At 63.8% G+C, this 24,524-nt stretch carries 26 protein-coding genes; 2 read left to right on the top strand and 24 right to left on the bottom strand.

Going from position 1 to position 24,524, the window contains the following annotated elements; translation table 11 throughout:
• Position 1 precedes the first annotated feature (1 nt).
• The 7 genes from ACUN9V_RS04845 to ACUN9V_RS04815 all read right to left on the bottom strand — a co-directional run bounded on the left by ACUN9V_RS04845 (position 2) and on the right by ACUN9V_RS04815 (position 5,909).
• The gene (locus tag ACUN9V_RS04845; RefSeq protein WP_445510548.1) at positions 2-778 is read right to left on the bottom strand and encodes a TonB family protein; all 777 of its coding nucleotides are present in this window, start codon (positions 776-778) and stop codon (positions 2-4) included.
• Positions 778-1,185, bottom strand: coding sequence for an ExbD/TolR family protein (locus ACUN9V_RS04840; protein WP_445510547.1), 408 nt, complete (start codon positions 1,183-1,185; stop codon positions 778-780). Before ACUN9V_RS04840 ends, ACUN9V_RS04845 begins: the two co-directional genes overlap by 1 nt.
• Complete coding sequence (locus ACUN9V_RS04835; protein ID WP_445510546.1) at positions 1,178-1,711, bottom strand: MotA/TolQ/ExbB proton channel family protein; 534 nt, start codon at positions 1,709-1,711, stop codon at positions 1,178-1,180. Before ACUN9V_RS04835 ends, ACUN9V_RS04840 begins: the two co-directional genes overlap by 8 nt.
• The gene (locus ACUN9V_RS04830) at positions 1,695-3,098 is read right to left on the bottom strand and encodes a MotA/TolQ/ExbB proton channel family protein (RefSeq protein ID WP_445510545.1); all 1,404 of its coding nucleotides are present in this window, start codon (positions 3,096-3,098) and stop codon (positions 1,695-1,697) included. The genes ACUN9V_RS04835 and ACUN9V_RS04830 overlap by 17 nt, the downstream gene beginning before the upstream one ends.
• Positions 3,095-3,934 (bottom strand): DUF3450 domain-containing protein, encoded by an 840-nt coding sequence (locus ACUN9V_RS04825; protein ID WP_445510544.1) that lies wholly within the window; start codon positions 3,932-3,934, stop codon positions 3,095-3,097. The genes ACUN9V_RS04830 and ACUN9V_RS04825 overlap by 4 nt, the downstream gene beginning before the upstream one ends.
• A gap of 272 nt (positions 3,935-4,206) precedes the next feature.
• Positions 4,207-5,133 (bottom strand): electron transfer flavoprotein subunit alpha/FixB family protein, encoded by a 927-nt coding sequence (locus tag ACUN9V_RS04820; protein ID WP_445510543.1) that lies wholly within the window; start codon positions 5,131-5,133, stop codon positions 4,207-4,209.
• 14 nt (positions 5,134-5,147) lie between these two features.
• Positions 5,148-5,909: an electron transfer flavoprotein subunit beta/FixA family protein gene (locus ACUN9V_RS04815; RefSeq protein ID WP_075561301.1), complete on the bottom strand. Its 762-nt coding sequence runs from the start codon at positions 5,907-5,909 to the stop codon at positions 5,148-5,150.
• 433 nt (positions 5,910-6,342) lie between these two features.
• Here ACUN9V_RS04815 and ACUN9V_RS04810 point away from each other — a divergent pair, with 433 nt between their 5' ends.
• On the top strand, positions 6,343-8,013 hold the full coding sequence (locus tag ACUN9V_RS04810; RefSeq protein WP_445510709.1) for an electron transfer flavoprotein-ubiquinone oxidoreductase: 1,671 nt from the start codon (positions 6,343-6,345) through the stop codon (positions 8,011-8,013).
• A gap of 38 nt (positions 8,014-8,051) precedes the next feature.
• On the opposite strand, the gene ACUN9V_RS04805 is transcribed toward ACUN9V_RS04810, so the two are convergent.
• The 15 genes from ACUN9V_RS04805 to ACUN9V_RS04735 all read right to left on the bottom strand — a co-directional run bounded on the left by ACUN9V_RS04805 (position 8,052) and on the right by ACUN9V_RS04735 (position 21,811).
• A complete protein-coding gene (locus ACUN9V_RS04805) occupies positions 8,052-8,870 on the bottom strand; it encodes a sulfurtransferase (RefSeq protein ID WP_445510542.1) in 819 nt (272 codons plus the stop codon).
• Between the two features lie 3 nt (positions 8,871-8,873).
• The gene (locus tag ACUN9V_RS04800; RefSeq protein ID WP_445510541.1) at positions 8,874-11,168 is read right to left on the bottom strand and encodes an ATP-dependent helicase; all 2,295 of its coding nucleotides are present in this window, start codon (positions 11,166-11,168) and stop codon (positions 8,874-8,876) included.
• Positions 11,165-11,698, bottom strand: coding sequence for a DUF1285 domain-containing protein (locus ACUN9V_RS04795; protein WP_445510540.1), 534 nt, complete (start codon positions 11,696-11,698; stop codon positions 11,165-11,167). Before ACUN9V_RS04795 ends, ACUN9V_RS04800 begins: the two co-directional genes overlap by 4 nt.
• Before the next feature lie 43 nt (positions 11,699-11,741).
• Entirely contained in the window at positions 11,742-12,563 is an 822-nt protein-coding gene (locus tag ACUN9V_RS04790; protein ID WP_445510539.1) for a TatD family hydrolase, read from the bottom strand.
• 67 nt (positions 12,564-12,630) lie between these two features.
• On the bottom strand, positions 12,631-13,614 hold the full coding sequence (locus tag ACUN9V_RS04785; RefSeq protein ID WP_110691902.1) for a DNA polymerase III subunit delta': 984 nt from the start codon (positions 13,612-13,614) through the stop codon (positions 12,631-12,633).
• Positions 13,605-14,261, bottom strand: coding sequence for a dTMP kinase (tmk, locus tag ACUN9V_RS04780; protein WP_110691903.1), 657 nt, complete (start codon positions 14,259-14,261; stop codon positions 13,605-13,607). Before tmk ends, ACUN9V_RS04785 begins: the two co-directional genes overlap by 10 nt.
• Positions 14,262-14,315: 54 nt before the next feature.
• A complete protein-coding gene (gene mltG, locus ACUN9V_RS04775; protein ID WP_445510538.1) occupies positions 14,316-15,320 on the bottom strand; it encodes an endolytic transglycosylase MltG in 1,005 nt (334 codons plus the stop codon).
• Between the two features lie 57 nt (positions 15,321-15,377).
• The gene (gene pabC, locus ACUN9V_RS04770) at positions 15,378-16,184 is read right to left on the bottom strand and encodes an aminodeoxychorismate lyase (protein WP_445510537.1); all 807 of its coding nucleotides are present in this window, start codon (positions 16,182-16,184) and stop codon (positions 15,378-15,380) included.
• A gap of 6 nt (positions 16,185-16,190) precedes the next feature.
• Positions 16,191-17,429 (bottom strand): beta-ketoacyl-ACP synthase II, encoded by a 1,239-nt coding sequence (gene fabF, locus ACUN9V_RS04765; protein WP_445510536.1) that lies wholly within the window; start codon positions 17,427-17,429, stop codon positions 16,191-16,193.
• Between the two features lie 457 nt (positions 17,430-17,886).
• The gene (gene acpP, locus ACUN9V_RS04760) at positions 17,887-18,120 is read right to left on the bottom strand and encodes an acyl carrier protein (protein ID WP_075561292.1); all 234 of its coding nucleotides are present in this window, start codon (positions 18,118-18,120) and stop codon (positions 17,887-17,889) included.
• Positions 18,121-18,216: 96 nt separating this feature from the next.
• Positions 18,217-18,960 (bottom strand): 3-oxoacyl-ACP reductase FabG, encoded by a 744-nt coding sequence (gene fabG, locus ACUN9V_RS04755; RefSeq protein ID WP_445510708.1) that lies wholly within the window; start codon positions 18,958-18,960, stop codon positions 18,217-18,219.
• Positions 18,961-18,968: 8 nt separating this feature from the next.
• Positions 18,969-19,931, bottom strand: coding sequence for an ACP S-malonyltransferase (gene fabD / locus ACUN9V_RS04750; protein ID WP_445510535.1), 963 nt, complete (start codon positions 19,929-19,931; stop codon positions 18,969-18,971).
• Between the two features lie 5 nt (positions 19,932-19,936).
• Complete coding sequence (gene plsX, locus ACUN9V_RS04745) at positions 19,937-21,055, bottom strand: phosphate acyltransferase PlsX (protein WP_445510534.1); 1,119 nt, start codon at positions 21,053-21,055, stop codon at positions 19,937-19,939.
• 26 nt (positions 21,056-21,081) lie between these two features.
• Positions 21,082-21,252, bottom strand: a complete 171-nt coding sequence (gene rpmF, locus ACUN9V_RS04740) for a 50S ribosomal protein L32 (RefSeq protein WP_075561288.1) — start codon at positions 21,250-21,252, stop codon at positions 21,082-21,084.
• Positions 21,253-21,283: 31 nt separating this feature from the next.
• On the bottom strand, positions 21,284-21,811 hold the full coding sequence (locus tag ACUN9V_RS04735) for a YceD family protein (protein ID WP_439303373.1): 528 nt from the start codon (positions 21,809-21,811) through the stop codon (positions 21,284-21,286).
• A gap of 299 nt (positions 21,812-22,110) precedes the next feature.
• Here ACUN9V_RS04735 and ACUN9V_RS04730 point away from each other — a divergent pair, with 299 nt between their 5' ends.
• Positions 22,111-22,719, top strand: a complete 609-nt coding sequence (locus tag ACUN9V_RS04730; protein WP_445510533.1) for a Maf family protein — start codon at positions 22,111-22,113, stop codon at positions 22,717-22,719.
• Here ACUN9V_RS04730 and sppA read toward each other — a convergent pair.
• The gene (sppA, locus tag ACUN9V_RS04725) at positions 22,707-23,780 is read right to left on the bottom strand and encodes a signal peptide peptidase SppA (protein WP_445510532.1); all 1,074 of its coding nucleotides are present in this window, start codon (positions 23,778-23,780) and stop codon (positions 22,707-22,709) included. The two genes, ACUN9V_RS04730 and sppA, sit on opposite strands and share 13 nt — an antisense overlap.
• A 48-nt stretch (positions 23,781-23,828) precedes the next feature.
• The gene (locus ACUN9V_RS04720) at positions 23,829-24,524 is read right to left on the bottom strand and encodes an HAD-IA family hydrolase (RefSeq protein WP_445510531.1); all 696 of its coding nucleotides are present in this window, start codon (positions 24,522-24,524) and stop codon (positions 23,829-23,831) included.

Genomic DNA, 24,524 nt, shown 5'->3' with positions numbered 1-24,524 from the left:
CTCAGCCCTCCAACTGGAACTGGATGCGCTGCGTGGCGCGCCTGACGTCATCGGCCGGCGGGAACTGCCATTGCGACACGGCTTCCTCGACGGCACGATCGAAGACATTGGCGGGATCGGCATCGATCACCCGCAGGCTACCGGTATCGACACGCCCGTCAGGCTGGATAATGAAGCTCACCTCGACGTACCCCTCCATGCCCCGCCGGCGTGCACGCATGGGATAGGACGGATTGACCCGGCTGGTGGGCTGGAGCTGGCCGACATCGCGGGGCGAGGCCTGCGTGCCTTTCGGCGGCTGCTGCGGAGCGGGCTCCGCCTGCGACGGCTCGGATTGCGGCTGTGGCGCCGATTCCGCCACGGTTTGCTGCGTAGGCTGCGGCTCGGGTTGCGCCTTCGGCTCTGGCTGAGGTTCCGGCTCAGGCTGGGGCTCCGGCCGCGCCTCGCTCAACTCGGGTAGCGACGCGTCCAGACTCGCATCCGGCGTCTCCATCGGCGGCGTCTCGGGCTCCGGGATCTCCACCTGGCTTGGCGTTTCCGCTGCCGGAACGGGTGCCGCCGCGGGCGGCGGTGGCGGCGCACTGGGCGGCGTCGGCAATGCCGGCGAGGTCGGAGATGGCTGCGCCTGCTCCTGCTCCGGCGCGTCGACCATCGAGATCGAGGTAGGCGTCACGATCTGGGTGCGATCCGGCTCCGGCGGCGCGACCAGCAGCGCCAGCAGATAGAACACCAGCAGCGTCAGCAGCGCGCCACCCGCGAGTCCGGCCACTCTACGCATCAACCGGCGTCCCGATTGGCGGCAACGGCCACGTTGTCGACGCCGGCCTGATGAATGCGATCCATGACCTGAATCAGCAGGCCCGTGGTCGAGTTCCTGTCGGCCTGGACGACGACACTACCGTCACCGGATACCAGCTGGGCGACACGGGCGCCGACGCGGTGGGCATCCACCGCCTCGCCATCGACCCACACCGCGCCCTCGCCGGTGATCGCGACCAGCACCTGAGTATCCTGACGTGCCGTGGCCTCGCTCGACTCGGGGCGCTCGATCTCGACGCCACTCTCCTTGATGAAACTGGTGGTGACGATGAAGAAGATCAGCATGATGAAGACGACATCCAGCATCGGCGTGAGATCGATACCGGTCGAGTCGTCACTAGCTTCCCGCAACCGGCGCCTACGCATGAGAGTCCTCCACGGCGCGGGCCATACGGTCATGCAACCGCTGATCCTCGCGCCGAATGATCTGTTCCAGACGAGTGACGAAAAGCAGACCGACCACGGCGACGGCCATGCCGCACAACGTGGGCAGCGTGGCCTGGGCGACGCCATCGGCCATGGCCCGGGCCTGACTGCTTTCGGTCAGCGCCAGACTGTCGAAAACCTGAATCATCCCCGTCACCGTTCCCAGCAGGCCCAGCAGCGGGCAGAGAGCGATCAGCAACTTGAGCCAAGGCAGTGGCAGACGCAGCCGCGCGATCAGTTCGCGCGTCCAGACTTCGCGCAGCGTCAACGCGCTCCAGCTCGAGTGATCACGGCGCCGGATCCAGGCTTCGATCAGCACCCGGCGCGCACGCCGATGCGTGAATCGCCAGTAGAACAATCGCTCCAGCGAAATCGCGAACAACGCCATTGCCACCAGCATGATCAATACCAGCACTTCGCCGCCGGAACTGATCAGCCAGCGGATCGGCTCAAGCGTGGGCACCATGACGGCGCTCCTCGGCGTGGGCGGCAGCAGCGGTCTCGGCTTCGAGATGCTCGGCGAGCACGGCGCTGGCCCGGCCTTCCAGCAGGCCGATCAGCCGCCGGCTACGGCTGCTCAAGGCGGTATTGACGAACAGCAGCGGCACGGCCGTGATCAGGCCCAGCACGGTGGTGACCAGCGCCTGACTGATCCCGCCCGCCATCAACTGCGGATCGCCGGTGCCGAACACGGTGATCGACTGGAAAGTGACGATCATCCCGGTCACGGTACCCAGCAGACCCAGCAGCGGCGCCACCGCGGCGATCAGCTTGACGATCGGCTGACCGCGCTCCAGCCGGGGCTGCTCTGCCAGCAGAGCTTCGTCGAGCCGCGCCTCCAGTGCTTCCGGCGCATGATCGCGCCCCAGTGCCGCGAAGCGCTCGAGTACCCGGCCCAGCGGGTTGTCGTCATGCAACGTATCCGGCGCCTGCATCTGGCGGCGCATCCGGCCACTGACGATCACGAGATAAGCATACTGCGCCAAGGCTATCAGCAGCCCGACGATCCCCAGCGCGACGATCACGTAGCCGACATAGCCGCCCTGCTGAAAGCGCTGCCACAGACTGGGCTGTCGAGACAGCGCATCGAGAACGTCGCCATTGGTGGGATCGACCACGATCTGGTTGCCATCACCCTGCTGAAAGGCCTGTAACGACTGCCGGGCATCGCCGGGCGTTACCGGGTACACCGCCAGCCTTCCATCCTCGCCGATGCGTTGCAGCAGATCGCCGTTGCTGAAGGCGAGGGTGTCACCCAGGCGCACTACTTGGCGCTCGGCGACATCGCCGTCCTTGCCCGCTACCGGCGCCTGAAAGCGCACACCACGGCCGCTTTCCGCGACCAGGCCGGCGAGAGCCTGACGTACCTGATCGAACGTCTGTCGATCGACCAGCCCATGATCGTCCAGCCGAGGCGGCAGTCGAGCGTCACCGCCCACGGTCAGCCAGCTCTCGCCCAAGGCATCTCGTAGCTCGCTGGCCTGCTGCTTGACGATGCCGGAGATATCGCCGATATCCCCGGCCTGATCCGACCGCTGCTGCTGGAGTTCCGCCAGCTGCCGTTGCTGCGCGGTCTGACGATCGTCCAGCTGTTGCCGTCGAGCCTGCGCCTGCTGCAGCCGCTGCTCGGCATCGGAAACGGCCTGCTGCAGCGCCTGCCTGTCATCCAGCAACGCCTCAAGTCGTTGGCTGTCGCGCTGCTCGGCGGCCTGGCTATCGGCGCGGAATGATTCGAGCACCTGCTGCATCGACGGCGTCGTGTCGCTTCCTGCGTCGGACTGGGCAACGGCAATACCCGGGGTGAGAAGCGTGGCGACGAGAGGCAATGCCAACCACCATGCGTGACGCTTCATGATTGGTCCTCCGTCGATGCCCGACCGTTCTCGACGGCCAGTGAGGCCGGCAGATGCAGCAGCGCCGGCGCGCTCTGATCCTGAGCGATGCGGATACCGCGGCGAACCTCGTCGATCTGATCGCCATCGAGCACTTCCCACTCGCCGTTGGCAACGCTCCAGACACCGCCCGCGCGGTCGTCCGGCGTGACGTAGTACCAGCCGGTGCGTCCTACACGCAGATAGTCGACTTCCCGCGCCATTTGGCTACCCTGGCTCGCCGCTTCGGACTGGGCACCGTCGAGCGGACCGCTCCACTGATCCATCTCGCGACCGTAGTCGAGCTCGGTGCGCCATACGGAAAAGATTCGCTGCAACTTGTCCGCCTGGGAGGCGTCGTCACGGGTCAGCATCTGCTCCAGATCGTCGACGCGTGCCAGACGCTCGTCGCGCAGGAACGGCATATCCGCCTCGATCATTGCGCGCAACTGCTCGACCATCTGGCGCAGCTCCCCCGGCAACGCTTCACGCGTCACCGAAATCTGCGCCAGTGCCTTTTGCTCGGAAGCGATTCGCTTGGCCTGGTTGTCGACGATCGGCGCCAGCTCGGCGTTGTAACTCTCCAGTCGGTCGGCCTGCTGGTTGGCCTGACGCAGACGCTCCAGCGCGTCGCGCGTGGCGTCGTCGGCTTCATCGATACGGCTTTGAAGTTCGGCCTGGGTCTGCTGAGCCTGGATGCTGGACTGGCTGAGCGAGTCCTGAGCCGATGCCGGGCCGGCCGCGGCCAGGCTCATGGCGGCGAGGCAGAACGCCAACAGACGCCTCTGGCCTCGCCTGCGCGAGAAATCATGCACCACGCTATCTCCTTGCGTATGAGCAGTCAGCAGCCGGTGACGAGCATCACCGGACCGGCGATGTAACGCCGCTGAATTCGATGCGATACGCTAATACAAACAAGAACAATTATCAATCCGCATGATATCGTCTCGTTTTCTCGGCGTTATCGCCCATGATTTCGCTGGCGAGCATGTCGCCGGATCGGGCCGCCTTATCAAAAAGACACCGCCATAAAAAAACCGGCGCCCTCAGGCACCGGTTGGGTCGAACGCGGCTTGCGTGCGCGAGTCGTCTAGAGCTTCTGTTCCAGCTCGGGCAGGATCTCGAACAGATCGCCCACCAGACCGTAATCCGCGACCTGGAAGATCGGCGCATCGTCGTCCTTGTTGATCGCCACGATCACCTTGGAGTCCTTCATCCCCGCCAGGTGCTGAATCGCGCCGCTGATACCCACGGCAATGTAGAGATCGGGAGCGACGATCTTGCCGGTCTGGCCGACCTGCATGTCGTTGGGCACAAAACCGGCATCGACCGCCGCCCGCGACGCGCCGACGGCAGCGCCCAGCTTGTCGGCGATTCCGTCGAGCAGTTTGAAATTGTCGCCGTTACCCATGCCACGGCCGCCGGAAATCACGACTCGAGCACCGCCCAGCTCCGGACGCTCGCTCTGGGCAAGCTCTTCGCCGATGAAACGCGAACGCGCGCTGTCGGCAATGTAATCGAGCGCTTCGATGGACGCCGCGCCGCCTTCGCTCACCGCATCGAATGCCGTGGTGCGCACGGTGATCACCTTGAGCGGATCGCTCGACTGCACCGTGGCGATGGCGTTGCCGGCGTAGATCGGACGCGTGAAGGTATCGGCGCTCTCGACGCCCAGAATCTCGGAAATCTGCGAGACATCCTTGAGCGCGGCCACTCGCGGCAGCACGTTCTTGCCCTCGGTCGAAGCCGCGGCCAGTACGTGGCTGTATTCATCGGCCAGCGCGACCAGCAGATCCGCCAGCGGCTCGGGCAGCTGGTGGGCGTACGCCGGGTTGTCGGCCACCCGTACCCGGGCGACGCCGTCGAGCCTGGCGGCAGCTTCCGCGACACCGCCAACGTTCTCACCCGCGACCAGAAGATCGATGTCGCCACCGATGGCCTGCGCGGCACCGACGACATGCGCGGTGCCGGCGGCCAGTTGGCCGTTGTGGTGTTCGGCCAGAACCAGAATGCTCATGCGATCAGCTCCTATCAAAGCACTTTGGCTTCGTTCTTGAGTTTGTCGATCAGCTCATCCACGGAGCCTACCTTGACGCCGCCCTTGCGCTCGGCAGGCGTCTCGACCTTGAGCAACGTGAGCCCGCTGGACACCGCCACACCCAGCGCTTCCGGTGTCTTGGTTTCCAGCGGCTTCTTCTTGGCCTTCATGATATCCGGCAGCTTGGCGTAGCGCGGCTCGTTCAGGCGCAGGTCGGTCGTCACCACGGCAGGGAGCTTGAGCGCGACGGTCTGCAGGCCGCCGTCGATCTCGCGAGTGACGCGTACCTCACCGGCTTCGACGCCCTCGCCGAAAGCGACCTCGGAGGCAAAGGTGCCCTGCCCCATATCGGTCAACGCCGCCAGCATCTGGCCGGTCTGGTTGTTGTCGGTATCGATCGCCTGCTTACCCAGGATCACCAGATCGGGCTTCTCTTCGTCAACCACGCCCTTGAGCAGCTTGGCCACCGTCAACGACTCGACACGTTCGTCGGTCTCGACGTGAATGGCGCGATCGGCACCCAGCGCCAGCGCCGTGCGCAGCTGTTCCTGAGCGGCCTTGGGGCCCACCGTGACGGCAACGATTTCCGAGGCGACGCCTTTCTCTTTCAGACGAACGGCCTCTTCCACCGCGATTTCGCAGAACGGGTTCATGGCCATCTTGACGTTGGTCAGATCGACGTCGGAGTGATCCGCCTTGACCCGGATCTTGACGTTGTAATCGATGACGCGTTTGACCGCGACGAGTACTTTCATGAGTGGCCTCGCATGGTTGTCCTCGCAGGCTATTGATAGACCGACCCGGCGGGCGCTGGTCGACGTCGATGATCGAGATGTCACGACCACCCTTTTGACGTGATGCCAGACAGCAAAAACGTCGGCGCATATAGAATCACGTCGACGTCGGCCAAGGTCAACTCGGGGCCCGTCTTCCGTTCCAGCATGGTGCATCGCCGGGGACATCGACGGGCGAAAATGCGATGATAGCGCATCAACGGGGTACTGCCGAAGCAGCACCTTCGCATAAGAAAAGCGCACTCAGGCATAACATGAGGCACCTGACTGACGTTAGGCTATAAAAAACGGTGGCAGCAGCCGTCGACAAAACAGACCGAGCGGGCGTGCACGGCTACCGTATTCGCCAGCGCCCCGCTAGCCAGCAAGGAGATCGGGTTTGGAACGTGAATCCATGGATTTCGACGTCGTGATCGTGGGTGCAGGCCCCAGCGGCCTGTCGGCGGCATGTCGTCTGATGCAGCAGGCTAACGAGACCGGGCAAGAGCTTTCGGTCTGCGTGGTCGAGAAGGGTTCGGAAGTCGGGGCCCATATCCTATCCGGCGCCGTATTCGAGCCGCGTGCCCTGACCGAGCTATTCCCCGATTGGGCCGAGCGGGGCGCGCCGCTGAATACGCCGGTGCTGCGCGATGAGCTCTACCTGCTGAAGGACACCGCCAAGGCGCAGAAACTGCCCAATGCGCTGGTGCCCAAGTCGATGCACAACACCGGCCACGCCGGTTCGACCGGCGCCAATGATCAAAACTACGTCATCAGCGCCGGCAACCTTTGCCGCTGGCTGGGCGAGCAGGCCGAAGCGCTGGGCGTCGAGATCTTCCCCGGCTTCGCCGCGCAGGAAGCGATCGTCGATGACGCGGGCGTCGTTCGCGGCATTCTCACCGGCGACATGGGCGTCGCCGCCGATGGCAGCGAAACCGCCAATTACATGCCCGGCATGGAGCTGCGCGCCAAGTACACGCTGTTCTGCGAGGGGGCGAGGGGGCATATCGGCAAGCAGTTGATCTCGCGCTTCGAGCTCGACGCGGGTCGCGATCCCCAGCATTACGCCATCGGCTTCAAGGAGCTCTGGGACGTCCCCGCCGAGCAGCACGAGCCGGGGCTGGTGCTGCACGGTTCCGGCTGGCCCCTGGATGACAAGGACCATGGCGGCGACAGCCACGGCGGCTGGTTTCTCTATCACGGCGATGACCAGCAGGTGATGGTAGGGCTGATCGTCGACCTGGCGTACCGCAATCCTTATCTCTCGCCTTTCGACGAATTCCAGCGCATGAAGCACCATCCGCTGCTGAAGCGTCATCTCGAAGGCGGGAAACGCGTGGCCTACGGCGCACGCGCGATCACCAAGGGCGGCGCCAACTGCCTGCCCAAGATGACGATGCCCGGCGCCCTGCTGTTGGGCTGCGATGCCGGCACGCTCAACTTCGCCAAGATCAAGGGTATTCATACCGCGATGAAGTCGGGACTGATCGCCGCCGAAACGGTATTCGCGGCAATCGCCGCCGGTGATGAAGGCGGCAAGGAACTCAGCGATTTCACCAACGCCTGGGAGTCGAGCTGGGCGTGGCAGGAACTGCAGGCCAGTCGCAGCTTCGGCCCGGCCATTCACAAGTTCGGTACCGTGGGCGGCGGCGCATTCAACTTCGTCGATCAGTGGCTCGGCGGCAAGCTACCGCTACAGCGCGATACCACACCGGATCATCAATTGAAGAAGGCATCAGAGTCGACGCCGATCGACTACCCCAAACCCGACGGCAAGCTGTCGTTCGACAAGCCCTCGTCGGTCTTTCTGTCGAATACCAACCACGACGAGAACCAGCCCTGCCACCTGAAGCTGAGCGATCCGGCCATTCCGATCGCGAAGAATCTACCGGAATACGCGGAACCCGCGCAGCGTTACTGCCCGGTCGGAGTCTACGAAGTGGTCGACGAAGCGGGCGAGCCGCAGTTCCGGATCAACTTCCAGAACTGCATTCACTGCAAGACCTGCGACATCAAGGATCCGTCCCAGAACATTACCTGGGTAGCACCCGAGGGTGGCGGCGGGCCCAACTACCCGAACATGTAGTCCGTCACAGCGAACGCACGCTTCCGTGACCGGCGGTGTCAGGCATCGCCGGTCGCGATCGGCCGTGCCGGGTCGCGAATCCACTCGCTCCAGGAACCGGCATAAAGCCGAGGCAGCGGCAAACCCGCGACGGCGTAGGAGAGGATGTTGTGGCAAGCGGTAACGCCCGAGCCACAGTACGCCGTCAGAGCCTCTCCTTTCGGAAGCTCGTCGGCTAGCTGGCCAGGACTCTTGAAACGACCGGAGGTCTCAAGGTTTTGCGTGCAGGGACGGCACACGGCTCCCGGAATGTGACCCCCAATCGAATCCAAAGGCTCTTCGTCCCCTCGAAAACGTGTCGCGGCTCTGGCATCCACCAACTGGCCACCCTGCTCTAAAAGCACTTCTACTGAAACCAGCACGTCATCGTTGAATGACGGAGTCCAGCGGCTCTGATTTGCGGGCTCGACAGGGACTTTCACCAGTTCGCCACCAATCATTTGCCAGCCAGCAAGCCCGCCATCCAATAGATGAGCGTCGGGATGACCTGCCCAGCAAGCGATCATCCACCAGGCCCGAGCGGCGGCCAGCTGCCCGCCACTGTCATCATAAACAACGACCGGACGCTCCGGCGTGACGCCCAAGGCTTGAAGTGTTGCCGTGAAATCACCCCGAGAAGGCAACGGATGTCGACCACCCTCGCCCGGTTCCGCCGATAGATCTCGCTCGAGATCCAGAGACAGACTTTGAGGAAGGTAGCGGCGATCTCCGGGCTTTTCATCGCCACGAAAAACGCGGCAGTCCAGAACCAGCGGTGGCCTCTCACCGGCGAGGCTATCGCGCAGCGCTTCTGGTGTGACAAGAACGGATGCATTCATGGTTCATCTCCCGTTTCCGGACAGTTTGGTCACTGGCGCTCGGGTCGCGATCAGACGCCGCCGGCCGGCCGTCTCGAAACGCACATCGATCACCGGGTTGGCGGCGTTGCCCTCGACCACCAGTATTTCGCCCTCGCCGAAGCTTGCGTGCTGCAAGCGATCTCCGACCTGCCACGACGCGTTGGTGCCGCTCTCGACGGCGGCGCCTCTGCCGGGGTCGATAGTCGGCGTCGGCGACTCCCGGGCCTCGAGTGTCACCCACTGACCGCCGCGCTCCAGGCCGATGCGCGTCAGATAAGTCCCGATCATCTCCGGCTCGCGCACCGCGACGGCGGTTTCGGCACCGGCCTGGATCGCCCGGTCGACGCGGGAGCAATCCTCCAGCGCGGTCTCCTCGAGGAAGCGGCTCGGCCGATGATCGCCACCGTCGTGGATCAGCAGCAAGTGCTCCCGGGCGCGGGTGATGGCGACATAGTAGAGCCGTCGCTCCTCTTCCAGCCGTTCCGGCGAGAGCGGATTGTCGCGACTGAAATGGGGAAAATCCTCTTCATTGAGCCCCCATACGACAACCAGCGGCCACTCTAGGCCCTTGGCACCGTGAACGGTACTGATCAGCACGCCATCCGGCCGGTTCTCTACCGGATTGCGTAGCAGCTCGATGAACGCATCCGGGTCGTTGGCCAATTCGCCGGCCTGTTCGATCAACACATCCAGCAGTCGGACGTCGTCGTCACCCTTCTCCCGCCGTGCGGCCGAGCGCCGCAGGATCTTCTCGGCGTCGATGGCATCGACGACATGCTCGAGCAGCTTGGCCGGCGGCCACGTCGCCAACTTGGGAAGCTCACAGAGCAGCTGCCAGCGCCGCTTGAGATGGCGACGCTGGCCGGGTTTGAGACCCGCCAGCACCGAGGCCTCGCGAGCAGGCCACTGCTGAGTCCGGGCCAATTCCTCGACCAGACGGCGCACGCGATCCTGGGCGACGAAGGTCGTGGGCTGGGAGAACAGCAGAACCAGATGGCCCGGATCGTGTAGGCGCCGAGGTTCACGCGCCAGCTGGAGATAGCCCGCCAGCGCCTGTACCAACGGCAGCCGGAACACGAACCGCTCTTCCTGAGCGAGACGGAACGGTATGCCGGCCCGCAGCAGCTGAAGTTGCACCGAGACCGACAACGACCAGCTGCGGACCAGTACGCAGGCTTCGTCACTGCGCCGGCCATCGGCATGCCAGCGCTGCAGCGCCTCGAGCAGATTGGCGGCCCCCGCGCCCGCCTGTAATCGAGTCAATGGATTGCCGGGCGCCGCCAGACAGAGCTGATCCCAGCGCTGGCGATTGCCGCGAATGGCATGATTGGCTGCCAGCGCCAGGGCATGGCCGTGGCGAAACGTGTAAGAAAGCGGATACTCGCTGGCCCGACCGAACAGACCATCGAAGCGCGCCAGCATCGCGTCGGGCCGCGCGCCCCGCCACTCATAGATGCACTGATTGGCGTCGCCGACTGCCATCACCTGTGCCGCATCGCCGGACAGTAACTTGAGCAGCCGCAGCTGGGCTTCATTGATGTCCTGGTACTCATCGACGATGACGTGGCCGAGAAATCCCTCGACGCGGCGACGCGCCTCCGCGTGCGCCTCGAGACATCGCAGCGGACGATAGAGCAGATCCGCATAGGTCATCTGTCCGGCAGATTCCAGCAACGACTCGGCCACATCGAAGGCATCGATGAAGTGGCGTTCGCTGCCGGTGTAGCCGAGCTTCTCGAACAGCTCGGACGGCGTGGCGACCTCGGCCTTGACCAGATCACAGAACTGACCGAAAGCCTCGAGTCGATCCGCATCGAGTGCCGCCTCGCGGGTTTCGCTGTCGGTCGATTCCAGACTCTGCATCACCGCCTGACGCAATAGACGCTCCCGCTGCCATTCCGCCTGCAGCAGTTGACGCGGCGGTAGATAGCCCCAGCGGGTCAGGCTCTGGGTCAAGCGATGGCCGATCGAGTGAAAAGTGCGCACTTCCGGTAAAGCGACGCCCGCGGGCGCCTCCCGCGCCAGCTTGGCGCGGAAGTCGTCGCGCGCCGCACGGTTGAACATCAATACCAGTATGCGCCGCGGGTTTTCACCGCCGGCGAGCAGATGGAGTACGCGCCGAACCAGGGTCGTGGTCTTGCCGGCCCCGGCGACGGCAGCCACGCGGGCATGCCCCTCGAGATGGCCGATCACCGCACGCTGTTCCGCCGTCAATTCGTCGTTGGGTGCGGCGGCGGGAGTCGCCGCGCTCATCGAATCGCTCATCGAATCGCTCATGGCGCCACGTCGTCGGTGCGGCCGAGACAGTGCCAGATGCCACCGCTCCACAGCCCGATCTCATCGCCATCCTGCTCGGCGGTTTCGACCCAGCGATAGAACAGATTGCGGTGCAGGCGGGCCTGCAGTCCGTGACGAATGGGCAGCGCGGGCAGTGACTCCCCGCTCGGTGTCAGCGACAACGACAATCGATGGGCGCCATCCAGCACCACACGATCCCCACAGGCGGTTGTCGCCATCCAGTCCGCCCCCACGGGGTCGGCGTCCGTCACCAGCAGCGGTAGATCCTCGACACGGATGCGCAGCTTCTCCCCCGGCGTCACTAGGAAATAGTCGCCGTCGGCTTCGCGCCGAAGCACGCGGCTCAGCAAGCTGACCAGCGCCGGACGCCGGATCGGCGTGCCCTCGTGCACCCAGTCACCGTTGGCCATGATCACCAGATCCATGTCGCCGCACGAAGGCGGATCCCACTGCTCGAGCGGCGGTATGGTTTGCCCGTCGAACTGCTGGAACAGCGTATCGAGTTTCATCGTGGCCTCCGGATCATGACGTCTTCACGTGGATGAAACTCCGTCACCCGAATGGATTGTCACGCTGAGCGTCAGGCGCAGTGGCGGAGAATAGCCGATAGAAGTTGGCGCGGGTCTGCATCGCCACTTCGTCGACGGTAATACCCCGCTCCCGCGCGATGCACTCGGCGACCTCGACCACCCACTGCGGCTCATTGGGCTTGCCGCGATGGGGAACGGGGGCGAGAAACGGGCTATCGGTCTCGATCAACAGCCGGTCCAGCGGCACCTGGCGTGCGACGTCTCGCAGCGCCTCGGCACTGGCGAACGTCACGATCCCCGATAGCGAGATATAAAACCCCGATCTCACCGCCTCCCGCGCCATGTCGAGATCCTCGGTAAAGCAGTGAAGTACGCCGCCCACCTTGGGATCGATGTATTCGCGGATCAACGCCAGGGTTTCGTCGCGCGCCTCGCGGGTATGAACGACCACCGGCAGTTCGAGTTCGTGCGCGGCCTCCAGGTGGGCAACGAATCGTCGACGCTGAACGTCCCGTGGCACGCTGTCGTAGTGGAAGTCGAGCCCGGTCTCGCCGATGGCCACCGCGCCGTAACGGTCCGCGCACTCCTGGATCGTTTTGCTGTCGGGCTCCACTCCACCGGATTCCACGGCTACCTCGTGAAGCGGATGCAGACCGATGCTGATATCGACATCGTCATGACGTCTCGCGATCTCGGCCAGATTCGGGGCGCCATCCAGCGAAGTCGAGATCGCCAGAAAGCGATGGACGCCGCGGGCCCGAGCGGCCTCCAGCGCCAGATCGAGGTCGCCGTCGTAGGGCGTCAGGTCGAGGCGATCGAGATGGCAGTGAGAATCGACGAACATGCAAATTTCCAGAATGGGTAGAGACGAATACGGGGTGCCGGCGGCAAGATCGATGACGTCGGCGCGCTCAGGATCGCAGCAGGGCCGACCAGCGAACCAGCCAGGCCTCGAGCACCAGCTGCGGATTCGGGTTGCCACCGGCCGCCACCAGACGGCGCTGCTCGCGGGCGTAATCGAGCAGTCGGAACCAGTCGCGGACCCGGGCGTTCTTGGCCGCCTGACGATAGAGCGGCAGCAAATCGCTGTTGCGCACCTGCTGCGGATCGCCCGACAGGCCGAGGCGAATCAGATCCTCGAGCCAGCCGATGCCATACCATAGTATGCGATCGAGTGACTGCGCATCGAGCCTTGCGGCTTCACCGACAGGCTCCCCGCCGCGGACCAGCGCATCGAAGAGTTCGCGCATATCCTGGCGCAGCTGGCGAGCGTCGGCGCCGGCCAGCTCTTCGGCCAGCAGCGGCAGGCCGCCGGCGACACGCAGCCAGAAACGCGCTTCGCCGCCGTCGCCCAGACGCTCTCGCAGCCAGGGTTCGGCCTCCTCCGGCCGCGGCGCCACCAGGTTCCAGTGCTGACAGCGCGAGCGAATGGTCGGCAACAGCCGCGAGGGGGTATCGGAGACCAGAATGAACAGGGTCCGCTCGCCCGGCTCCTCTAGGCTTTTCAGCAGCGCGTTCGAGGCGGCGACGTTCATCGCCTCGGCCGGTTCGATCCGGATGACGCGATAGCCGCCCTGCTGCGCCGTCTGGGCGACGAAACCGTTGACCTTGCGAATCGCATCGACGCGTATCTGACGGGATTTTTCCACCAGCCCCACGCTGAGAAGGTCGGGATGATAGCCCGCTCCCAGCATCCGGCAACCGTGACATTCGCCGCAGGCGACGTCGCCCGGCGCCCGGCACAGGGTGCGTGCGATCAACGCCTCGACCAGCGGCTGCTTGCCGATACCGCGCGGCCCCGACAGCAGCAAGGCATGCGGGAGACGACCGCTATCCTGGAGCTCGATCAGCTTTCGCCAGCGATCGTGCTGCCACGGCAGTGGCGTCATAGCCATGGCGCCACCCTCTGTTCCAGACACTGGGCGATGGCGCACTGGACGCGCTCCAGCGAGGGCGAGGCGTCGATGATCGCGAAGCGGGCGTCGGCTTCGGCCCGCGACCGATAGGTAGCGCGCACGGCTTCGAAGAACGTATCCCGCTCGCGCTCGAAACGGTCCAGCTGCGCGCCACGTCCTGCCACACGCTGCGCGGCGACGATCAGTGGAACATCGAGCAGCAGCGTGAGATCGGGTTGCAAGCCGTTCTGGACCAGTGTTTCCAGGGTGCGAATGCGCTCGAGATCCACCCCGCGGCCCCCGCCCTGGTAGGCAAAAGTGGCGTCGGTGAAACGATCACAGACGACCCAGGCCCCCCGGTCGAGCGCCGGGCGGATACGCTCGGCGAGATGCTGGGCGCGAGCCGCGAAGACCAGCAGCAGCTCGGCGTCGTCGCTCCAGGACTCTTCACGCGTCGGGTCCAGCAGCAGTGCGCGGATCGCTTCGGCGCCGGGCGTACCGCCGGGCTCGCGGGTACGCACCACCTCGATCCCTCGCGCCGTCAGCCAGTCACAGACGAAGTTGACGTTGGTCGTCTTGCCGACGCCTTCGCCGCCTTCCAACGTGATGAAGCGGCCGCGCCGCTGTTCGATATCGCCTGCACTCATGCGCTGTCGTCTCGTCGCTGTGGTCGGGGTCGTGGATCTGCTGGCGCCGCGATCTCAATCGCGATTCAGAATGTAACGGCGGACGGCAGCATTGTGCTCCTGAAGCGTCCTGGAAAACTGGTGCGAGCCATCGCCTTTCGCCACGAAATAGAGCGAATCGCCCTCTGCCGGGTGAACGGCCGCTTTCAACGAGCCCAACCCCGGCATCGCGATCGGCGTCGGCGGTAGGCCATCGATGACGTAGGTATTGTAGGCGTTCTGGCGCTGAAGATCGGCGCGAGTGATGTTGCCGATGTAGCTGTCGCCCATGCCGTAGATGACAGTAGGATCGGTCTGCAGCCGCATCCCCTTCTGCAGACGGCGCACGAACACGCCGGCGATCTCGCCGCGCTCGTCGGGCACGCCGGTTTCCCGCTCGACCAGCGAGGCGAGGATCAGCGCTTGATAGGGCGAGTCGATGGGCAGGCCCTCGTCGCGCTCGTCCCAAACGCTGGTCAGGGTCTGCTGCATACGATCGTAGGCGCGGCGAAGAATCTCGGTATCCGTCACCCCCTTGTGATAGCGATAGGTGTCGGGAAAGAACTGGCCTTCGGGATGGGTCTTTGCATGTCCCAACGCTGCCATCACGTCGTCGTCACTCATGTCCTGGGTACGGTGATCGAGCTTGGGCGCCTGATCCAGCAGTCTGCGCATCTGCTTGAAGGTCCAGCCTTCCGGGATCGTCAGCCGATAGGTCACGACCTGATCGCTGGAGAGATGCGCGATGAGCTGACGGCCGTTCATCCCCGGCTCGAGTTCGAACTCCCCGGCACGCAACCCTTGGGTGGCCTGGGGCGCGACGCGCGCGAGCAGCTGATAGGGCCACGCTGCATCGATGATGCCGCGGCTCGCGAGGTCATGCACGACCTGGGTGTAAGCGGCGCCGCGAGGCACCTCGTAGATCGTCGATTGGTCGATCGCGATCGGCGCATCGAGCTGTTTCTGCCAGTAGTGAAACCCGCCAAAGACCGCAATCGTCGCCACCACCAGCAGCACGATCAGAATTTTGAGGACACGCATGTTGTTCCTTAATCGCCGGAAGCCGCGCAGAGGCGGCTCCTGAGCATGATACGGGCGTCAATCGCCGAGGTTCAGCGGATAACCCAACTGCCGATGGGCAGCGTGGCGGAAAGTATCGTTCGATTCGAGCGACCACTGCTTGAGAGCGTTGCCGGCGCTATCATCGAGCCGGCGAATGGGCCACACGCCCTGAACGCTGTTGATCAGCCAGGCGGCATCAGCCGCCAGCAAGGTATCGAGCCCGACGCGTACCCGATCGAGATCGACGATTTCGTCCAGCGCGCTCAATAGCGTACCGTCGACACCGCAACGATCGAGCAACGGTGTCTCGAGCCGCCCCGCGCGACGCCAGACAAGGTTCATCGCCGTGGCTTCGACCAGATGGCCCTGGCTATCACAGAGCAACCCTTCGGCGATCGCGTCGTCCTGCCACTCCTGTCGCGCCAGCACGTTTTCCAGTCGGGCCAGATGCTTGATACCGGCCAGACGCGGCTGGATGCCCAGGCGAAGCTCGCAACACCGTACCGCGACGCCTTCGAACCAGCGTCCGGGCGACGGCTCGAAGGGCGAATCCTTCCAGCGCCATCGCAGGTCGGGCGCTTCGGGCGGACGATACCCCCGGCCACCGCTACCGCGCGTCAACATCAGCTTGAGAACCCGAAGGCCCGGCCCGCATTGCGCCGGTAGCGCATGGAACGCGTCGAAGTCCGGCCGCGGCAAGGCCAGCCGATCGATCCCCAGTTCGAGACGCGCCATGTGGTAGTCCCACAGCAACGGCTGTCCATCCCGAACCAGTACCGTTTCGAACAGGCCGTCGCCATAGGCCAGACCCCGGTCGTCGATCGGCAGTGTCGCGTCGCGCATCGCTGACTAGACCTGGGTAAAGATCAGGGAACCATTGGTCCCGCCGAACCCGAAGGAGTTCGACAGCGTCGTGCGAATCGGCATATCGCGCGCGGTGTTGGGCACGTAATCCAGCACGCAGTTCTCATCCGGATTGTCGAGATTGATGGTCGGCGGCGCGACCTGATCGCGAATCGCCAGCACGCAGAAGATCGCCTCGACGGCACCGGCAGCCCCCAACAGGTGCCCGACCATCGACTTGGTCGAACTGACCGCCACCTGACGAGCGCGATCCCCCATGACCTGCTCGACCGCACGACTTTCCGCCACGTCGCCCGCCGAGGTGGAGGTGCCATGCGCATTGATGTAATCGATGGCGGAGGAATCGATGCCGGCGTCGCGAATCGCGTTGGCCATTGCCGCCGCCGCGCCGCTGCCATCTTCCGGCGGCGAGGTCATGTGAAAGGCGTCATCGCTCATGCCGAAGCCGGTCAACTCCGCATGAATGGTCGCTCCGCGGCGCTTGGCATGTTCGTACTCCTCGAGCACCATGACACCGGCACCGTCGGACAGCACGAAACCGTCGCGATCGCGATCCCAGGGACGGCTAGCGGCCTGAGGATCGTCGTTGCGGGTGGAGAGCGCTCTGGCAGCCGAGAATCCGCCAAGACCCAGCGGCGTGGTCGCCATTTCGGCTCCGCCGCAGAACATCACGTCGGCATCACCGTAGGCGATCGTGCGAGCGCTGTAGCCGATGTTGTGCGTGCCCGTCGTGCAGGCAGTGGTGATGGCGATGTTAGGGCCCTTGAAACCATGCTGAATGGCCAGACTGCCCGAGATCATGTTGATGATCGACCCCGGCACGAAAAACGGCGAGATCCGGCGCGCGCCACCCTTGCGCAGAGAGTCATGGTTACGCTCGATCATCGGAAGACCGCCGATGCCCGAGCCGATGGCAACCCCGATGCGATGGGCGTTGGCCTCGGTACATTCGATTCCGGAATGACGCAACGCCTGCGTGGCCGCGGCCACTCCGTACTGAATGAACAGGTCCATCTTGCGAGCATCCTTGGGATTGAGATACTCGCCGATATCGAAATTCTTGATCGCACCACCGAACCGCGTATTGAAACCGGTCGTGTCGAAATGCTCGATCGGCGTGATGCCGCTCGTCCCTGAAAGAAGGCTTTTCCAGCTCTCCTCGACCGTGTTGCCGACTGGCGTTACCAGCCCCATTCCGGTCACCACCACTCTTCTGCGCGGCATCTAATCTCCTCCGAACTTCCTGATGGCCATTTAGGCGCGGCTCATGAAGGACGATCCCTCGACTGTCATCGTCCCGCCGGATTGCCACCTCGACCTCGGCCCGACTGGCGCGAATTATACCTGAACAACCCGAGAGATGGGCGTCGTAAGCCGGGTCTTTGGCATGACACTTCCCGGGCGCCCGGGCCTTCCAATTTCCGCCTTTCGGATTTCGAACGCCAACTCATCACCAACCCGTCGCCAACTCTTCTATCCGGGCCCGAGCTTACGCCCGAAGCTGCCGGCCACCATGCCTGACCGCCGGGCTGAATGCCCCGTCTCAAGACAGCGCTTCCCGAGCGGGTGTCCCAGAATGCAGAAAGCCGCTCTCACTGAGAGCGGCTTTCCGAACATCGATACTGTCATCGACACTATCAAGCAGCTTGGCCTATCTCCGCTTCAGCGGAGCACGCCAGGCTTACTGATGAGAAACGATGTAATCGATCGCTTCCTGAACGGTCGTGATCTTTTCAGCTTCTTCGTCGGGAATTTCGGTGTCGAATTCCTCTTCGAGTGCCATCACCAGTTCGACGGTATCCAGCGAATCCGCGCCGAGGTCTTCGGTGAAGGATGAGGAGTTCTGGATGTCCTCTTCCTTGACGTTCAGGCGTTCGGCAACAACCTTCTTCACGCGCTCTTCGATGGTGCTCATTATGTCGTTACTCCTAGTGGTACGAATCCGCCAGCTAAAAAGCTGCGGGTAGTTTATAGACCGCCCCCAGACGACGCAACCCGCGTCGCGGGAGGATTACCGCATGTTCATGCCACCGTTAACCTGCAGCGTTTCCCCGGTAATATACCCGGCTGCATCGCTGGCGAGAAAAGCAATCGCGGCGGCGATCTCCTCCGGCTGGCCCAGTCGCGCCAACGGAATCTGTTTCAGAAGCGCGTCACGCTGCGCTTCCGGTAGAGACTGCGTCATATCCGTGTCGATGAAGCCCGGCGCCACGGCATTGACCGTGATCGCCCGCGACGACACTTCGCGTGCCAGGGCCCGGGTGAACCCTTCCATACCCGCCTTGGCAGCAGCATAGTTGACCTGTCCCAGATTCCCCATCATCGCGACGACGGAGCTGACGTTGACGATACGGCCGAAGCGCGCTCGCGTCATCCCCTTGAGGCCGGCCTTGGAGACACGATAGACCGACTTGAGGTTGGTATCGAGCACCGCATCCCACTCGTCTTCCTTCATCCGCATCAAGAGATTGTCACGCGTGATGCCGGCGTTGTTGACCAGAATGGTCGGCGCACCGAAGGTCTCGGTGATACGTTTGAACACCGCATCGACACTGTTCTGATCGGTCACGTCCAGCGCCAGACCCAATCCTTCGATGCCTTCGGCCTTGAGGTCGTCGTCGATTCTGGCAGCGCCGGCTTCGCTGGTCGCCGTCGCGATCACGATGCGCCCCTGGCGCCCCAGCTCGCGCGCTACCGCGCGGCCGATACCGCGGCTCGCCCCCGTGACCAGCGCAACTCTACGTTCGGTCATGATGTCATCCCTTAAGGCTCTTGGACGTCCAGCGCATCACGCGCCAGCTCGAGCGCCGAAACCAGGGTATCGGGATCGTTGACCGCGATACCCCTCGCTTGACGCTGAATGCGCTTGTTCAATCCGGTCAGCACCTTGCCCGGGCCGCACTCGATGAATACGGTGGCGCCATCCTCGAACATCGCGTTGACACAGTCGGTCCAGCGGACCGGTTGGTAAAGCTGCTCGACCAGGCGCTGCTGAAGTATCTCGGTGCTCTGTGCAACCTGGGCATTGACGTTCTGATAGACGGCATAGCGCGGCAGCTTGAATTCCAGCGCCGCCATGGCGGCCTCGACTCGCTCGGCAGCAGGCTGCATCAGCGCGCAGTGCGACGGTACCGAGACCGGCAGCGGCAGGGCCCGCTTGGCGCCCGCCTCCTGGCATAGCGCAATGGCACGGTCGACGGCGGCCTGATTGCCTGCAATCACGACCTGCCCGGGCGAGTTGTAGTTGACCGCGGAAACCACTTCCGATTGAGCGGCATCCCGACAGGCCATTTCGACTGCCGCGTCGTCCAGACCCAGAATCGCCGCCATCGCGCCGACGCCGGCCGGCACCGCCTGCTGCATCGCCTCGCCTCGCAGACGAACCAATCTGACACCTTCGGCAAAACCGAGCGCGCCGGAACAGACCATCGCGCTGTACTCGCCCAGGCTGTGCCCCGCCATCATGCCGGGGCGAGGCCCCTCGAGCTCCTGCCAGACACGCCAGATCGCGACGCTCGAAGTCAGCAGCGCAGGTTGCGTACAAGCCGTCGAGTTGAGCTCTTCTTCGGGTCCTTCCTGGACGACATGCCAGAGGTCGTAGCCCAATGCCTCCGATGCTTCATCGAAGGTCGTGCGTACGACACTGTAACGTTCGGCCAGCTCTCGCAGCATGCCGATCTGCTGCGAGCCCTGCCCCGGAAAGACCAAAGCCAGTGATTGCGTCATCGCGCTCACCCTTGAAGTGATGAATCGTCGGATCTCGTCGAATCACGAGACCCGCTATCCACTCGGCCGTCGCTGACGGTCGACGAGATAACGGGCGTCGCTGCGTCCTGAGACCATGCAGCGCGAAAATGCTCCGGCAGCCCGACTTCCACTTCACGCACTGCACGATCGATGGCAAAGGCAAAAGCCTGCGCCCCGGCGTTGCCGTGACTTTTGACCACGATACGATTGAGCCCGAGCAGACTCGCGCCATTATGGCGCACGGGGTCGAGCTGCGCCTTGAAACGCATCAGCGCGGGCCGTGCCAGCATCGTGACCAGGCGCGTCGACCAGTGAGAGTCGAAGTTCGCCTGCAACCGCTTGAGCAGCATCTGAGCCACCCCCTCGCTTGCCTTGAGCACGGCGTTACCGACGAAGCCGTCGCAGACGACGACATCGGCCTGCCCGGAGAAGATTCCATCTCCTTCGAGATAGCCGGTATATTCGAAGTCGCTGCTGCCACGCGCTCTCAACAGTGCATCCGCCTCGCGCACGCGAGCGACACCCTTGTTCGCCTCGACACCCATGTTGAGCAGCGCGACGCGCGGCACCGCCACGCCATCGACCACACGCGCCATTAGCGCCCCCATGTGGGCGAAATCGACCAGATGCCGGGCATGCACGTCGACGCTGGCACCGAGATCGAGCAGATAGCAGCGCCCACCCTTGCGGGTCGGCACTGCCGAACTGATCGCCGGGCGCGAGATACCCGGAACACTGCCCAGCTCACGCCGAGCCAGCGCGACCAGCGCGCCGGTATTGCCACAGGTAATGCCGGCGACAGCCCGCTGCTCGCGCACCGCTTCCAGCATGCCGTAGAGGCTGGTTGCCGTCGGATCCTCGTAAACTTCCCTGGGCGGAGTGGATTGCAGCACCACCCGTGGCGCGTCGACGATCGTGATGCGCTTGACGCTGGCGGCTTCCTGCGGGGCACGAGCCAGCTCCCCGATCAGCGTTTCGAGCTCTTCTCGCGGCCCGAAGACCAGCGGCTCCAGCTCAGGATGACGGGCCAGCGCCAACAGCAATCCGCCAATAGTGGCGCGGGGACCGAAGTCCCCGCCCATGGCATCGATGGCGATGCGCACTGCCTGACGAAACGCCTGAGGTTTCGTTAAACTTCGACGACCTTGCGGCCACGGTAATAACCGTCCGGCGCCACGTGGTGACGAAGGTGCGTAGTACCGGTTTCCGGATCCTTGGACAGGGCCGGTGAGGTCAGGGCATCGTGAGCGCGACGCATGCCACGCTTGGAACGGGTCTTACGGTTTTTTTGAACGGCCATGATATGACTCCAACGTCAATGTCTTTCAGGTTCAAATTTTTCCCTTCAACGACTTGAGGACGTCGAAGGGATTGTCAGGGCGGGCCGCTTTTTCGATCGAAGCGTCACCGCTGCTCATCTGCTCACGAGAAACCGCGCAATCGGCTTCATCGTGATAGACCACTTGGGGCAGGCTGAGAATCAACTCATCCTCCACAGCCCCCAGCAAGTCCAGCTGTTCGTTGTTGACCAGCACCGGCTCATAGTCGCTGGGCACTTCCGCCGCCAAGGCGTCATCGCTGACGACCGCGAGCTTGAAGTGGCTCGTAACGGACACCGGCATGGGCTGCAGGCAGCGCCTGCAAGGGACCATGAGATCCGCCTCCAGCTCCCCATCGATGAGATGACGACGCTGTGTATCGACATCGAACTGCAGCTTGACGATTGCACTGCCCTGCTGCGGCCCAATCTCGTCTTTCAGGCGCGTCAATTTCTCGAGGTCAACGAGACCCTCGATGGTTTCTTGGTTTGCCGCTGCCCGGTAGGGCTCGACGGTCGGGGGAAGTCGTCTGGTCAACATAGGCGCGACATCATAGGGATTTGCCGGGTCCCTGTCAAAGCGCTTGGATCGCGCTATCCTATTGTTTAAAAGGCAGGCTTAAAACCCGTGTTTAAAATCAGGCTCAAAAGCCGAGCTCGAAAACCAGGCCCGGGCCATGTTCAAGAACCCCGGCTCGAACCGGCATCGGGCCAGGCTCCGACGGGTTCTGACTCGAGTCTCACACGGGCCATGCCACATATCGTACTCGAACTGCCGGCGCCGCTGGCGTCACTGCCCGACAAGACCGGCTTTCACTGACCGACAAGATAAGGATGTCCATGTCTCGACTGGTACTTGCCTCAAGCTCCCGCTACCGGCGACAGCTGCTGAATCGCCTGGAAATTCCCTATCAATGGGCCGCCCCCGAGATCGACGAGAGCCGACGCGAGGGAGAAGACGCCGTCACTCTGGCTCACCGCCTCGCGCTCTCAAAGGCGCAGGCGGTGTCTGCAGACTATCCCGATCATCTCGTCATCGGCTCCGACCAGCTGGCGCTGTTCGACGGCGACATCCTGGGCAAACCCGGAGACTTTGAGACCGCCTGCGCCAATTTGCGCCGGTTCTCGGGTCACCGGGTAAGCTTCATGACCGGCCTTGCACTGATCGACACCGGGGCGGGACGCCATCGGGTCGTTCACGAGACCTATCACGTTCGATTCAGGGAACTGAGCGACGCCGAGATCGAGAGCTACGTATCGCGCGACCGCCCCTACGACAGCTCGGGAAGCTTTCGCATGGAGGGCCTGGGCATTGCCCTGTTCGAACGTTTCGAAGGCGATGATCCCAACACCCTGATCGGCCTACCTCTCATCAAGCTGTGCGAGCTGCTGCGAGAGGCAGGCATAAATCCGTTGGCAGGCCATCAGGGAAACGGTCAAGGTAGCTGATAGCGCACCGGCGATGCGGGACTACTCAGTCCCAGCCAGTGGGCCGCCGCGCTGGTGAGCTTGTTGGAGACCAGCGACCAGGGATCCAGCGACGGCGTGTAATCTCTGAGGCTCACTTCTCCGAGACGCGCTCTAGACAGCTGCTCGAGATTGCTGATGTCATCGATCAGGCCCAGCGACTTCGCCTGCTCGCCGGTCCAGATCAGCCCGGAAAACAGCTTGGGATCGTCGCTGAGACGATCTCCGCGCCCGGCCTTGACGGCATCGATGAACTGGCGATGCGTGGTATTCAGGACCGACTGCCAGAACGCCCGCTGCGACGGGGAAATCTCGGAGAACGGATCCATGAACGCCTTGTTCTCGCCGGCCGTGAACACGCGCCGCTCGACGCCGACCTTGTCGATCGCGCCCTCCAGACCGAATCCCGCGCTGATGACGCCGATGGATCCGACCAGACTCGCCGGCGAGGCGTAGATGCGGTCTGCCGCCGACGCCATGTAGTAGGCGCCGCTGGCACCGATATCCTCGATCACCGCCAGAATCGGCTTGTCGCCCTGCTCTTGCAGATAGCGTATTTCATCGTAGACACGCTGCGACTGCACCGGACTGCCGCCGGGGCTATTGATATGCAGCACCACCGCATCCGCGCCCGGATCCTGCCACGCCTGCTGCAGACCTTCGATGATGCGCTCGGCGTTGGCCTGACCGTTCGCATCGATGGGCCCGCTGACATCGACGACGCCAAGATGGCGCTTGCCGGCCGACATCCCGTCGCCCTGGGCCAGGAACAGGGTATAGGCGCTAAGGCAGAGCCCGGCAATCACGAGCAGAGCGAACAGCAGACGGAAGAAAATTTTCCAGCGCCGGGAACGCCGCTGCTCGGCCAGCACCCCGCCGATCCAACGGTCCATCATCCGCACTTCAGCCAAGCGCACCGTATCGGGATCGCTATCCGCACCGGTTGATTCGCCGGCACCAGAGTGCGCCGCCTTGCGCCGCTCGGCGTTTTCCCGTGTCAGCTCAGGCCCCTGGGTCCAGTCATCGCATCGATCGTCGCTCACCACGCTCTCCTTGCTGATGTTCAACACTCAGGGTCTGCCCACGAACCGTCAGGCCAACAGCCATTCGACGAGTGAGGGAAAGTCCTCGGCAACGAAACGCGGCTCACTGCGTAATAGGCGCTCCCGCTCGTGCACCCCGTAGGTCACCGCGACACGATCCATGCCGATCGCCCGGGCCATTTCCAGATCATATTCGGTATCGCCGATCATCACCGCCTCCTCCGCCGTCACTTCACATTCGACCAGCAACTCTTCGAGCATCTGCGGATGCGGTTTCGAACGTGTGAGATCGGCGGTTCGGCTGGCAACGAACCAGTCGCCGCAGGCGTCGTGATTCAATGCACGATCCAGACCACGTCGGCTCTTGCCGGTCGCCACCGCCAAGCGACAGGTCGGATCCCCTCGCAAGCGTTCGATTCCCTGGGCGACGCCGGGGAAAAATGGCGCCGGAATACGATCGGCCAGACGGAACTGATGACCGTAGGTCTCACGCAGACGATCCTGCTCAACGGCGGTGATGCCCGGGAAGAGCTGCTCCATCGCTTCGGGCAGCCCCAGGCCGATGATGTCGCGTACCGCGGCGGCGCTCGGCACGTCCCACTGCAGCTCGCGCGCGGCCGTCTGCATGCAGGCAACGATCCGCTCCGCCGAGTCCATCAAGGTGCCGTCCCAATCGAAGATGACCAACCGGTAACGACAGCGAGGGGCTGCCAGCCGCCGGCGATCGGCATCTGCCTTCGTCAT

Source organism: Salinicola sp. V024 (assembly GCF_052645315.1).
This window is presented reverse-complemented; position numbering and strand designations above follow the sequence as displayed.

Excerpts from the sequence above, each read along its gene's own strand:
- ACUN9V_RS04845 (WP_445510548.1), bottom strand. The coding sequence starts at position 778 with ATGCGTAGAGTGGCCGGACTCGCGGGTGGCGCGCTGCTGACGCTGCTG.
- ACUN9V_RS04840 (WP_445510547.1), bottom strand. The coding sequence starts at position 1,185 with ATGCGTAGGCGCCGGTTGCGGGAAGCTAGTGACGACTCGACCGGTATC.
- ACUN9V_RS04835 (WP_445510546.1), bottom strand. The coding sequence starts at position 1,711 with ATGGTGCCCACGCTTGAGCCGATCCGCTGGCTGATCAGTTCCGGCGGC.
- ACUN9V_RS04830 (WP_445510545.1), bottom strand. The coding sequence starts at position 3,098 with ATGAAGCGTCACGCATGGTGGTTGGCATTGCCTCTCGTCGCCACGCTT.
- ACUN9V_RS04820 (WP_445510543.1), bottom strand. The coding sequence starts at position 5,133 with ATGAGCATTCTGGTTCTGGCCGAACACCACAACGGCCAACTGGCCGCC.
- ACUN9V_RS04815 (WP_075561301.1), bottom strand. The coding sequence starts at position 5,909 with ATGAAAGTACTCGTCGCGGTCAAACGCGTCATCGATTACAACGTCAAG.
- ACUN9V_RS04810 (WP_445510709.1), top strand. The coding sequence starts at position 6,343 with ATGGATTTCGACGTCGTGATCGTGGGTGCAGGCCCCAGCGGCCTGTCG.
- ACUN9V_RS04805 (WP_445510542.1), bottom strand. The coding sequence starts at position 8,870 with ATGAATGCATCCGTTCTTGTCACACCAGAAGCGCTGCGCGATAGCCTC.
- ACUN9V_RS04800 (WP_445510541.1), bottom strand. The coding sequence starts at position 11,168 with ATGAGCGATTCGATGAGCGATTCGATGAGCGCGGCGACTCCCGCCGCC.
- ACUN9V_RS04795 (WP_445510540.1), bottom strand. The coding sequence starts at position 11,698 with ATGAAACTCGATACGCTGTTCCAGCAGTTCGACGGGCAAACCATACCG.
- ACUN9V_RS04790 (WP_445510539.1), bottom strand. The coding sequence starts at position 12,563 with ATGTTCGTCGATTCTCACTGCCATCTCGATCGCCTCGACCTGACGCCC.
- ACUN9V_RS04785 (WP_110691902.1), bottom strand. The coding sequence starts at position 13,614 with ATGGCTATGACGCCACTGCCGTGGCAGCACGATCGCTGGCGAAAGCTG.
- tmk (WP_110691903.1), bottom strand. The coding sequence starts at position 14,261 with ATGAGTGCAGGCGATATCGAACAGCGGCGCGGCCGCTTCATCACGTTG.
- mltG (WP_445510538.1), bottom strand. The coding sequence starts at position 15,320 with ATGCGTGTCCTCAAAATTCTGATCGTGCTGCTGGTGGTGGCGACGATT.
- pabC (WP_445510537.1), bottom strand. The coding sequence starts at position 16,184 with ATGCGCGACGCGACACTGCCGATCGACGACCGGGGTCTGGCCTATGGC.
- fabF (WP_445510536.1), bottom strand. The coding sequence starts at position 17,429 with ATGCCGCGCAGAAGAGTGGTGGTGACCGGAATGGGGCTGGTAACGCCA.
- acpP (WP_075561292.1), bottom strand. The coding sequence starts at position 18,120 with ATGAGCACCATCGAAGAGCGCGTGAAGAAGGTTGTTGCCGAACGCCTG.
- fabD (WP_445510535.1), bottom strand. The coding sequence starts at position 19,931 with ATGACGCAATCACTGGCTTTGGTCTTTCCGGGGCAGGGCTCGCAGCAG.
- rpmF (WP_075561288.1), bottom strand. The coding sequence starts at position 21,252 with ATGGCCGTTCAAAAAAACCGTAAGACCCGTTCCAAGCGTGGCATGCGT.
- ACUN9V_RS04735 (WP_439303373.1), bottom strand. The coding sequence starts at position 21,811 with ATGTTGACCAGACGACTTCCCCCGACCGTCGAGCCCTACCGGGCAGCG.
- ACUN9V_RS04730 (WP_445510533.1), top strand. The coding sequence starts at position 22,111 with ATGTCTCGACTGGTACTTGCCTCAAGCTCCCGCTACCGGCGACAGCTG.
- ACUN9V_RS04720 (WP_445510531.1), bottom strand. The coding sequence starts at position 24,524 with ATGACGAAGGCAGATGCCGATCGCCGGCGGCTGGCAGCCCCTCGCTGT.